The organism is Pseudomonas sp. PA-6-3C (assembly GCF_021605825.1).
Taxonomy (GTDB): Bacteria; Pseudomonadota; Gammaproteobacteria; order Pseudomonadales; family Pseudomonadaceae; genus Aquipseudomonas; species Aquipseudomonas edaphica.
In genome coordinates this window covers 1-10,035 of sequence record NZ_WKDV01000082.1, presented here as the reverse complement: position 1 = coordinate 10,035, position 10,035 = coordinate 1, and the positions used below count along the sequence as shown (strand labels likewise).

Below are 10,035 nucleotides of genomic sequence, written 5' to 3'. Positions count from 1 at the left end.
AGGATATAAATAACCCAGAAACAACAAAGCCCTCACATTTCTGTGAGGGCTTCGTCTTATATGGTGCCGGCACCAGGAGTCGAACCCGGGACCTACTGATTACAAGTCAGTTGCTCTACCAACTGAGCTATACCGGCGTGTTAGGGCGACGATTATAGCGATTGCCAAGCTTCTGTAAACCCCTGAATTCTGACTATTTTTGCAGAAACCAAGGTTTTTTTACGCTCGCTGCTTTTTCTTACCCTCGGGAGCCTCAAATCCGACTCAATTGCCGTCGCCACACTGGTCGGTAAATTTCATGTACGCCAACACCTGCGTCTCGCCTTTAGAGTCCAGGTAGGTCATGCGTGCGTTCACCACGCCGCATCCCGAGCGGGTGTCTTCGGTGGTCGACAGCACCCGTTGGATATCCGGCTTATGACTTGCCTCGGCATGGGCGGTGAAGGTCAAGCCAAGCAGGCTGGCGGCGATTAGGGTTTTCCAGTTGTTGGTGTTCATGGTGATGGCCTCTGAGGAGCAATGGTGGGGTGAGGCCATTGAATGCCGGGGAGGTATCCGGGCTGTGTCGCGCAGGGCAGGTTTTGTTTCGTTGTGTATGGTGTGGGGGTCTATGTACTTGTTGATACGAACGGCGAGCTTGTATTGGTTGAAAAACACACAGTGATCGCCTAGTGCGTTGTTTTATAGATGTATATCTCCTGGCAAAAGAACAGCCATAAAAATGGCGTGATTAAGCTCATCTTCAAATCTGGCAGGCGTTGCCCAAGCGCGGGTTTGCCGGCTGGCCACCTTTGGTGAAACCGATGCTGTGCAGCAGCAAAGCCTTAATCGCTGGCTCGGCCAGGACCAGGCATTTCTCGCCAAGCGCCTGGCCGCTTCGTTTCGCCGTTTGGCCAAGATGGACGAGGTGCTCGCGCCGTACCTTGCGGGGCGGCGCAGGCCTATGGGCGCGACACGTTTGACCCCGCGTTGAATAGCGGCGGCTGCCAGGATGTAACTGCGTTATGCCGTGCGTTGAGCTTTCGGATGCATTTGCCTAGAAATAGCCATTAAATTGACTATTTACCGTTTGTCTAAAAAATGATCAGTTAAAACACCAGAATAATGACACCTGCCTGCGTGTGACACAGAATGCCTCACTAAGACGCCCATAATAAGACCTGCGGTAAGTGCCTGCTTGCCGACCTTCACGTCTTTAGCTGCGTCGTGAGGAGCTGCCCATGAGCCTTAGCGAAGAGCTGTTGACGTTGTTCGGCAAGAACGTCAGCCATGATGCCGAAGGCATCAATGCACGCATGCACGTTTTTGGCAGTGTGCCCGCTAACGAAAACACCCATTCCCAATCGACTCATCCAGCAGCGCTGCGCCCCAAAGTGGTGGCGTTGGTGTCGATCAATGGTGGTGTCGGCCGCAGCACTCTGGCGACAGCGTTGAGCAGCGGTTTGCAGCGCCATGGCGAATCGGTGGTGGCGCTGGACCTGGACCCGCAGAATGCCTTGCACCATCACTTTGGCTTCAGTGCGACATTGCCGGGTATCGGCCGTACCAGCCTGGAGCATGGGCAGTGGAGCCCGCTGCAGCAGCTTGGCTTTGCCGGTTGCCAGGTCATAACCTTTGGCGATATCGACATTGAGCAGCAGGAAAGCCTCGAGCGCTGGCTCAAACATGAACCCAGCTGGTTGGCGCAGCGCCTGGCGGCCCTGGGCTTGAGCGAGCGGCAGACGGTGATCATCGATACGCCCGCCGGTAACAACGTTTACTCCCATCAAGCGCTGAGCGTGGCCGATGTGGTGCTGGTTATCACCCAGGCCGACGCCGCCTGCCTGGGTACCCTTGATCATTTGGATGGATTGCTCGCGCCGCACCTTGAGGGTGAACGCCCGCCGGTGGTGCATGTGGTGGTCAACCAAGTGGATGAGAGCAACGCCTTTAGCCTGGACATGCTGGAGGCGTTCAAACAGCGGCTGGGCAAAGCGCCGCTGGAGATGCACCGCGATATGGCGATCAACGAAGCGTTGGCGTTTGCGGCCGACCCGTTGGATAACGCTACAAAGCGGCTGGCTGGCGACGATATCAACGAGATTTGTCGCGTGCTGAAAGCACCGAAAAGAACCGCATAAATCGCGCTTTATGCAGTTAGCGCCAGATGCTTATGCACAATCGGTTGGTCGGGCCTGTCACGAAACAGCCATTTTGTGGAGCCGTTCTCAACACGCTGCAACTGCCTGTTTTGTGTGCGTTTTATTTTGTGAACAAAAAATGACCAGGGTGGGTTTTGGTCTGTAGCGCTGATGGCTACGGCCTCTGTAAAGAATTCATCAACAGAGTTATCCACAGGGCGCGTGTAGGAAGTTTCGCCCTTTAATCGCGCTCCGCCAGCACCATCAAGTTGCGCGGCGTTAGCGTAGGTTCGCAGAAGGTGCCTATCTCAACCTTGTAGCCCTGTTCTTTCAAGAACAGCGCGCGATCCAAGACCAGCCACAGTTCCAGCGGCCGCCGAAACAATCCTCTGACCAACTCCAGGTTGCGCACCTCGGCCAAGCGCCGCCAGCCGTGTGCCTCCAGCGCCGCCCAATCATGTTCACCTGTGGATAAATCCTTGAGACGCGCCAGTTCCCGGCAGTAGTCAGCGAAGGGTTTGTCCAGCCAACTGGCAGGCAGGGACGGCGTGGGCAGGTACTCGTCGCTGCCACGCAGCTGGCGTTGCAACTGATCGAAACCCAGGCGCCGGGCCATGGACGTGTCCCGTTGCTGGCGCACGCGATTACCGGCGGTGACGGTTTCGCTCAGCGGTAACCCCAGGTCATCGACCGAAAGCTGTAGTTGCGAGGCGCGCCCGGCGGTCGACAAGGCCTGATAGCGCTCGGCGCCGATGCGGTTATAGCAGCAAGGTGCCAGCGCGAGCTGCTTGCAGCCCGTCGCGCTGGCCACGTGCAACAGCCGCACATGCAGATCGCCGCAGGCGTGTAAGGCGACGGGCGTGTGCTCGGCACTGATCGCCACATCGGCCATCACGTCTTGCAGGCGATGGGTGACAGCCAGGCCGTGATGGTCGCTCAAGGCCTGGCCCGAGGCGATCAGCGTAGGGTCGTATTCGAGGCAGGTCAGCTGTTGGCCAGGTTGCAGCAAGCGCCGGCCGAGGTGGCCTTTACCGGCGCACCAGTCCAGCCAATGCTTGGGTGTTGCGGCAAACTTCAGCGCGGCGCCGAACGCTTCAATTTGCTGCCATTTACGCCCTGGCACATCCACGTTCAGGCGATGGCGGGCAGGCTCCAGCCTGTGTGCGGGTAACTTATCCACAGCGCTGAGCTGCGCTGCCTGAAAAGCCAGCTGTGGAAATGGCGCAGGCGCCGGCAGGTCATAGGGGTGGTTGTGACTGGCTTCGGCATCGGCCAGCGAGCGCTGGCGCAGCCATTGGGCCAGCTCGGGGTGCTGGTGTTCCCAGGGTAAGTGCAAGTGCGTAAAGGGCCGTGGTCGCCACAGCCCTTGGTGCTCGATTAGAAACGCATCCAGCGCCGCAAAGCGAGCCTCAACGTCCCTGGCAAGCATCGACGCGCAGCCAGCGTTCGAGCAGTTTGAAGCCCCGCACCAGGATGTAGGCCATCAGCAGGTAGAACAGCCCGGCGGCGAAGAAGATCTCCACCGGCAGGTAGGTGCGGGCGATGATGGTGCGCGCCATGCCGGTCAGTTCCAGCAGGGTGACGGTGCTGGCCAGGGCGCTGGCCTTGAGCATCAGGATCACTTCGTTGCTGTACGCCGGCAGGCCAATGCGCGAGGCACGCGGCAGGATGATGTAGAACAGCGTCTTGGGTTTGGACATGCCCAGGGCGCGCGCCGCTTCGATCTCACCCGGCGGGATGGCCTGGATAGCGCCGCGCAGGATCTCGGCGATATAGGCGGCGGTGTGCAAGGTCATGGTGGCCGTGGCGCACCAGAACGGATCGCGCAGGTACGGCCACATGAAGCTCTCACGCACGGCATCGAACTGTGCCAGGCCGTAATAAACCAGGAACAACTGCACCAGCAGCGGCGTGCCACGGAAGAAGAAAATATAGGCGTAGGGCAGGGCGCTCACGTACCAGCGGCGCGAGGAGCGCGCGATACCCAGCGGAATCGCCAGCAGCAGGCCGGCGATCACGGCGATGGCCACCAGTTCCAGGGTCAGGGTTGCGCCTTGGGCCAGTTTGGGCAGCCACTTGATGATCACGGCCCAGTTCAAGCCCAGGTCGAAGTGCGACAGCCAGCTGTAGTCACCGCTCATTGGGTGCTCCTTGCAAAGCCGCGGGCGGCGCGTTTTTCCAGGAAGTACATGCCGGTCATGGCCAGCACGGTGAGGCCCAGGTACATGAAGGCTGCCACCATAAAGAAGGTGAACGGCTGCTTGGTCACGGTCACGCCGATTTGTGCGTGACGCATGATTTCTTCAAGGCCGATCACCGACACCAGCGCGGTGTCTTTCATCAGGATCATGAACAGGTTGCCCAGGCCCGGCAGGGCGATGCGCCACATCTGCGGCATGATCAAGCGGGTGAAAATCCGCACCTTCGACAGGCCCAGCGCCACACCGGCTTCGCGGTGGCCTTTGGGAATGGCGAGAATCGCGCCACGGAACACTTCCGTGGCGTAGGCGCCAAAGCACAGGCCCAGGGCGATAACCCCGGCGGCAAAGGCACTGAGAGAAAGGTCGGGGTTACCGAAAAACTCGCCCAGGGCACGCATCAGGTTGACGGTGCCGAAGTAAATCAGCAGCACCCACAACAGCTCGGGAATGCCACGAACGATGGTCGAGTATGCACCGCCCAGCCATTGCAACGGCTTGTACGGTGAAGTCTTGGCCAAGGCGCCGGCAAGGCCGAGCACCAGCCCCAGGCACAGGGCCGTGAGCGCCAGTTTGACGGTCATCAGCGCGCCAGCGGCAAGCGCCGGGCCGAATCCGTAGAGATCGAAATTCATGGTGTTTTCATATCGCGGCAGGCATTGCTGAAAGCCGGCGCGCTACTTATAGAAGCGCGCCGGTCAGGCCATTCAGATCATTCGATGCTGAACGGGAAGTACTTGTCGTTGATCTTCTTGTAGGTGCCGTCTGCCTTGATCTCTGCCAGGGCTTTGTTCAGGCGCTCGCGCAGCGGGTCGCCCTTGCGTACGGCGATACCGATCTTGTCGCTTTCTACCACCGGGTCGCCTTTGAACTCATAGGCCGAACCGTCTTTGCTCTTGAGCCATTCGTACTGCACGTACTTGTCGGCGAGAATCCCGTCCAAACGGCCGGAAGTCAGGTCGAGGTAGGCGTTTTCTTGGGTGTCGTAGAGCTTGGCGGTGGTGTCCGGCAGCTTGTCTTCCAGGTAAGTACCGGCCAGCGTTGCGCGCTGTGCACCGATGATCTTGCCTTTCAGGTAACCGGCGTCGGTCTTGAAGTCGGCTGTGGCTTTAGGTGCGATGAATTGCAGCTTGTTGGAGTAGTACGGGTCGGTGAAGTCGACGGCTTGCTTGCGCTCATCGGTGATCGACAGCGAAGACACCAGGAAGTCGAACTTCTTCGCGTTCAGGGCTGGGATGATGCCGTCCCAATCAGACACATACACTTCGCATTTTTCGACTTTCATCTTGGCGCACAGGGCGTCGCCGATGTCTTTGTCAAAGCCCACGACGTTGCCGCTGGCGTCTTTATTGTTGAAGGGCGGGTAGGCCGCTTCGATCCCCATTTTCAAGGTTTCTGCCATGGCCGTGGCGCTGAACGCCATCGAAACGGCCGCGGCCAGAAGGAATTTTTTATAGTTCTGCATGCATGTTGCTCCGTTAGCGGTTGCTGGACATGAATTGTTTGCAGCGCGCCGAAAGCGGGTTTTCAAACACCTGCTGTGGCGATCCTTGCTCTTCGACCAGGCCCTGGTGCAGGAACACCACTTCACTGGAAACCTGACGGGCAAAGCCCATTTCATGAGTGACCAGCAGCATGGTGCGGCCTTCTTCGGCCAGCGCGCGGATCACATTAAGTACTTCCTGGACCATTTCCGGGTCAAGCGCCGATGTCGGCTCGTCGAACAGGATGACCTTGGGCTGCATGGCCAGGGTGCGCGCTATGGCCGCGCGTTGTTGCTGGCCGCCGGACAGTTGCGCCGGGTAGGCGTGGCGCTTGTCGCTGATGCCGACCTTGGCCAGCAGGGCTTCGGCCACTTCTATCGCTTCGGCCTTGCTCTGGCCGAGCACACGGCGGGGCGCCTCGATGATGTTGTCGAGGATGCTCATGTGCGGCCACAGGTTAAAGTTTTGAAACACAAAACCGATTTCGCTGCGCAGGCGGTTGATCTGTTTGCCGTCGGCGGCCATCAGCTCGCCGTTTTTCGCGGCTTTTAGCTTGAGCTCTTCACCGGCCACCAGGATCTGGCCCTGATGCGGGTTTTCCAGCAGGTTGATGCAACGCAAAAAGGTGGACTTGCCGGAACCGGAGGAACCCAGGATCGAGATCACGTCGCCGTCGCGGGCGGTCAGCGAGATACCTTTGAGTACCTCCAGCTCACCATAGCGTTTATGCAAGTTGCGGATTTCAAGCGCGGGCGCGGCCTCAGCCATGTGCGGTCCTCATTGTGTTCAGTGCATTCTTGCTGTTGGGCCGCCTTCCTGGCGAGGCGCCAAGCTAGCATAGCGTTCGGATGGCAGCCAACAGCGCTGCGGACGGTTAACGGGTGGTCTGCGGCAAGGTGTCGCATCGGCACAGCAGCGTGTCGCGCTATCAACAACCTACAGACGTCTGAACCCGATAAATCCACAGGCTTCGCGTAAAAAAGGGCGCGATGGTGCCAGCTTTGGCCGGGTGTTGGAAGGGTTAACCGGGCAAACGGTCCTTATCAGCCCTTTTATGGAGCGTCACGTACTTTTTGTGTGTGTTTTTGGTGCGTATTTTCGTGTCGCAGTTGGGTCGCACGGTAACGCTATAGCGGAATGCCATAGTTCTCAACGACTTGCGTGAGCTAATGAATTGTCCTACAGCCCGCGTCAATCGTGGCTCTGTAATATTTTGGCGCAAATCTTGCGTAAAAAATAAAGAACGCCCCGTTGGTTTCTTTTCACGAGAAGGATCGCAGGCCGGGCGGACCGTTTTCGCAATTCCTCGCAAAGGTGTGTCAATGAGTAGTACGCAAAGCTCCAATGACCTCGAACAGGGGCTCAAACCGCGTCACGTCACCATGCTGTCGATTGCCGGCGTTATTGGTGCCGGTTTGTTTGTCGGCTCCGGCCACGCGATTGCTGCCGCCGGCCCCGCCGTGCTGCTGGCTTACGCCGCTGCGGGCACGCTGGTGGTGTTGGTGATGCGCATGCTCGCCGAAATGGCCGTGGCCTCCCCGGACACCGGTTCGTTCTCCACCTATGCCGACCGTGCGATCGGTCACTGGGCCGGTTTCACCATCGGCTGGTTGTACTGGTGGTTCTGGGTGCTGGTGATTCCACTGGAAGCCAACGCCGCCGCGACCATCCTGCATGCCTGGTTCCCCGATGTGGCGATCTGGGCGTTTACCCTGATCATCACCTTGCTGCTCACGGCCACTAACCTGTTCAGCGTGAAGAACTACGGCGAGTTCGAGTTCTGGTTTGCGCTGATCAAAGTCGTGGCGATCGTAGCCTTTGTGATCCTTGGCCTCGCGGCGATCTTCGGCTTCCTGCCGACCAGCCAGGTCAGCGGTGTTTCGCACCTGTTCGACACCCAGGGCTTCATGCCTAATGGCATGGGCGCGGTATTGGCGGCGATCCTGACCACCATGTTCTCGTTCATGGGTACCGAGATCGTTACCATTGCAGCGGCCGAATCGAAGAACCCTGGCCAGCAAATCACCAAGGCCACCAACTCGGTGATCTGGCGGATTGGTTTGTTCTACCTGCTGTCGATCTTCATCGTGGTGTCCCTGGTGCCATGGAACGATCCGACCCTGGCGGCGGTAGGTTCCTACCAGACCGTGCTGGAACGCATGGGCATCCCGAATGCCAAGCTGATCGTCGACCTGGTGGTATTGGTAGCCGTGACCAGCTGCCTCAACTCGGCGCTGTACACCGCCTCGCGCATGCTGTTCTCCCTGGGCCGTCGCGGTGATGCACCGGCCGTGGCCAAGCGCACCAACAAAAGCGGCACGCCTTACTGGGCAGTGTTGCTGTCGACCGGCGCTGCGTTCCTGGCGGTATTCGCCAACTATGTGGCGCCAGCTGCAGTGTTCGAATTCCTGCTGGCCAGCTCCGGCGCCATTGCACTGCTGGTGTACCTGGTGATCGCCGTGTCGCAACTGCGCATGCGCCAGAAACGCACGGCAGCGGGCGAGAAGATTGTCTTCAAGATGTGGCTGTTCCCCGGCCTGACCTACGCGGTGATGGTGTTCATCGTCGGCACGTTGACCATCATGCTGTTCCAGGAAGCCCACCGCGTCGAGATCATCGCAACCGGTATTCTGAGCTTGTTGGTAGTGCTGGCTGGGCTGATCGTGGCGAGCCGCCGCAAGGCGCAGAAGGTAGGCGCTGCGGTGCTCAATTGATGTGATGAACTGCGGTGCGCAGTGCGCCGCAGTTCAAAAAAAGTGTGGGAGCGGGCTTGCCCGCGATGACGGGCTGGCAGTGGATAAATTCTTCGCCTGATACACCGCCATCGCGGGCAAGCCCGCTCCCACATTGTGTTGTGTATCAGTCCTGGGAGTTGGCCAGCGCCTGGGATGCCGCCACGTAATCGGCCTGGAACTGCGGGGATTCAATCCACGCCAGCGCCGCTGCTTCATCCTCGGTGTCCGTCGCCCACTGGCGATACTCGATCAGCGCCGCCAGGATAAAATCTGTCGCGTCTTCTTCGCCTTCCTGCTCCAGCACCACGGCCAACAGTGGGTGCGCCAGGAATGCCGCACACAACGCCTGCTGGCTGCTCTCGCCGGCTGCGCGCATCTCGACGAACAACTCGGTCAAATCCACCGACTCAAGGTCAATGCGGCTGTCGTCGCCAGCGAACGCATCCGGCTTGGTCGCGACGGCGCGCTGGCTGCGGTTTTGCTTGGCCTTGGCCTTGGCCCGGTGGGCACGTTTTTGCTGCTTGTTCGGCGAGGCCATGGGCTCAACGTCCTTGGGTTCTTAATCGGGGTGGGGTATTGAAGCGCAGGTTGGGGGAAATCCCAAGGAAATCTAGACGCGCACGCCGGGTGTGCCGGGCGCCAATTCGCCTTTCTGCAGCCATCCCAGCGCAATCGGCCACAACCGGTCCTGATATTCACTGCGAAAGAAGGCGAAATGCCCGACGGCTTTTTCGCCGATGTCATCGGGCGCAATTCGCAGGTGAGTGCGCGCGCTGTTTTCAAAATAGCCCAGCAGTCGCTCAATAGCCGCCACAGTCCCAAAAGGGTCGTCGGTGATGCTAATGGCCAGCAACTGCGCCTTCACTCGAGAAAAAGGCAGCTCGCCCAGGCCGCGCCCGCTGGGGCGCGTTTCATAGCGCGGTGTCGACATGCTCCAGTCGCGCACCACGCCTGCCGGCGTGTCCTCCAGCCAGCCCATGCGCTTGCCGGGGAAGTAGCCGCACAGGGCCGTCACCAGCGGCATCACCACATGCCACTTGGCAAACATGCGCCAGCGCCCGCTCGCCGCGTAATCGCGCCAGTACGCAAACTGCGCGCCGACCGTGACGATGCGCCGAATCACTGCGCCGCAAGCACCGAGCCCTGCCGCGCACCCGCCGAAACTGTGGCCGACCACATCAATCGGCTGCCCCGGAAACTCCCGCTGTGCGCGCTGCAGCATCGCCTCGAAATCCAGCACGCCCCAATCTGACCACGACGCCTTGAAGCCTCGCAACGCGCCGCTGCGGGATTCGCCGATGCCACGGTAGTCGTAGGTGATCACGTCGAAGCCGTTGGCAAACAGGTAGTCGGCGAAGCGTGAATAGTGGCGGCAGCGGACCGAGGTGGCGGCGTTGATGATGACGACCGGGCGTTCGAAGTCGGTGCGCGGGTGGCGCCAGGTGAAGCCGCCGATTGGGTAGCCGTCGGCAGCGGGCTCGCAGAATGTTTGTGGGGC

At 59.7% G+C, this 10,035-nt stretch carries 11 protein-coding genes and 1 tRNA gene; 3 read left to right on the top strand and 9 right to left on the bottom strand.

Features of this window, described 5'->3' with window-relative positions; translation table 11 throughout:
• Positions 1–61: 61 nt before the first annotated feature.
• Positions 62–137 (bottom strand) — tRNA-Thr (locus GIW48_RS29370).
• Between the two features lie 127 nt (positions 138–264).
• Entirely contained in the window at positions 265–498 is a 234-nt protein-coding gene (locus GIW48_RS29365; RefSeq protein WP_099549510.1) for a DUF2790 domain-containing protein, read from the bottom strand.
• Positions 499–808: 310 nt separating this feature from the next.
• Between GIW48_RS29365 and GIW48_RS29360 the strand changes: the two genes are divergently transcribed.
• Together GIW48_RS29360 and bcsQ are read left to right on the top strand one after the other, a co-directional pair.
• The gene (locus GIW48_RS29360; protein ID WP_236462894.1) at positions 809–973 is read left to right on the top strand and encodes a hypothetical protein; all 165 of its coding nucleotides are present in this window, start codon (positions 809–811) and stop codon (positions 971–973) included.
• A 247-nt stretch (positions 974–1,220) separates the two neighbouring features.
• A complete protein-coding gene (gene bcsQ / locus GIW48_RS29355) occupies positions 1,221–2,120 on the top strand; it encodes a cellulose biosynthesis protein BcsQ (RefSeq protein ID WP_236446701.1) in 900 nt (299 codons plus the stop codon).
• Positions 2,121–2,361: 241 nt separating this feature from the next.
• Here bcsQ and GIW48_RS29350 read toward each other — a convergent pair whose 3' ends face one another.
• The 5 genes from GIW48_RS29350 to GIW48_RS29330 form a co-directional block, all read right to left on the bottom strand.
• Entirely contained in the window at positions 2,362–3,549 is a 1,188-nt protein-coding gene (locus tag GIW48_RS29350; protein ID WP_236462898.1) for a methyltransferase, read from the bottom strand.
• A complete protein-coding gene (locus GIW48_RS29345; protein ID WP_026013808.1) occupies positions 3,530–4,219 on the bottom strand; it encodes an ABC transporter permease in 690 nt (229 codons plus the stop codon). The genes GIW48_RS29350 and GIW48_RS29345 overlap by 20 nt, the downstream gene beginning before the upstream one ends.
• Before the next feature lie 38 nt (positions 4,220–4,257).
• Positions 4,258–4,953, bottom strand: a complete 696-nt coding sequence (locus GIW48_RS29340) for an ABC transporter permease (protein WP_017138658.1) — start codon at positions 4,951–4,953, stop codon at positions 4,258–4,260.
• A 77-nt stretch (positions 4,954–5,030) separates the two neighbouring features.
• Positions 5,031–5,783 (bottom strand): ABC transporter substrate-binding protein, encoded by a 753-nt coding sequence (locus GIW48_RS29335; protein ID WP_017138657.1) that lies wholly within the window; start codon positions 5,781–5,783, stop codon positions 5,031–5,033.
• Between the two features lie 13 nt (positions 5,784–5,796).
• Entirely contained in the window at positions 5,797–6,570 is a 774-nt protein-coding gene (locus tag GIW48_RS29330) for an ABC transporter ATP-binding protein (protein WP_017138656.1), read from the bottom strand.
• A gap of 554 nt (positions 6,571–7,124) precedes the next feature.
• Here GIW48_RS29330 and gabP point away from each other — a divergent pair.
• Positions 7,125–8,516, top strand: coding sequence for a GABA permease (gene gabP, locus GIW48_RS29325; RefSeq protein WP_099549508.1), 1,392 nt, complete (start codon positions 7,125–7,127; stop codon positions 8,514–8,516).
• A 145-nt stretch (positions 8,517–8,661) separates the two neighbouring features.
• Here the strand turns inward: gabP and GIW48_RS29320 are convergent, their stop codons facing one another.
• Both GIW48_RS29320 and GIW48_RS29315 read right to left on the bottom strand, forming a co-directional pair.
• Positions 8,662–9,075 (bottom strand): hypothetical protein, encoded by a 414-nt coding sequence (locus GIW48_RS29320; protein WP_186617977.1) that lies wholly within the window; start codon positions 9,073–9,075, stop codon positions 8,662–8,664.
• Between the two features lie 72 nt (positions 9,076–9,147).
• A partial coding sequence (locus tag GIW48_RS29315; protein ID WP_329607292.1) for an alpha/beta hydrolase family protein occupies positions 9,148–10,035 on the bottom strand: 888 nt, incomplete at its 5' end.

Bases quoted from the DNA above. Each gene is read 5' to 3' on its own strand.
- GIW48_RS29365 (WP_099549510.1), bottom strand. From the start codon at position 498: ATGAACACCAACAACTGGAAAACCCTAATCGCCGCCAGCCTGCTTGGC.
- bcsQ (WP_236446701.1), top strand. From the start codon at position 1,221: ATGAGCCTTAGCGAAGAGCTGTTGACGTTGTTCGGCAAGAACGTCAGC.
- GIW48_RS29350 (WP_236462898.1), bottom strand. From the start codon at position 3,549: ATGCTTGCCAGGGACGTTGAGGCTCGCTTTGCGGCGCTGGATGCGTTT.
- GIW48_RS29340 (WP_017138658.1), bottom strand. From the start codon at position 4,953: ATGAATTTCGATCTCTACGGATTCGGCCCGGCGCTTGCCGCTGGCGCG.
- GIW48_RS29335 (WP_017138657.1), bottom strand. From the start codon at position 5,783: ATGCAGAACTATAAAAAATTCCTTCTGGCCGCGGCCGTTTCGATGGCG.
- GIW48_RS29330 (WP_017138656.1), bottom strand. From the start codon at position 6,570: ATGGCTGAGGCCGCGCCCGCGCTTGAAATCCGCAACTTGCATAAACGC.
- gabP (WP_099549508.1), top strand. From the start codon at position 7,125: ATGAGTAGTACGCAAAGCTCCAATGACCTCGAACAGGGGCTCAAACCG.
- GIW48_RS29320 (WP_186617977.1), bottom strand. From the start codon at position 9,075: ATGGCCTCGCCGAACAAGCAGCAAAAACGTGCCCACCGGGCCAAGGCC.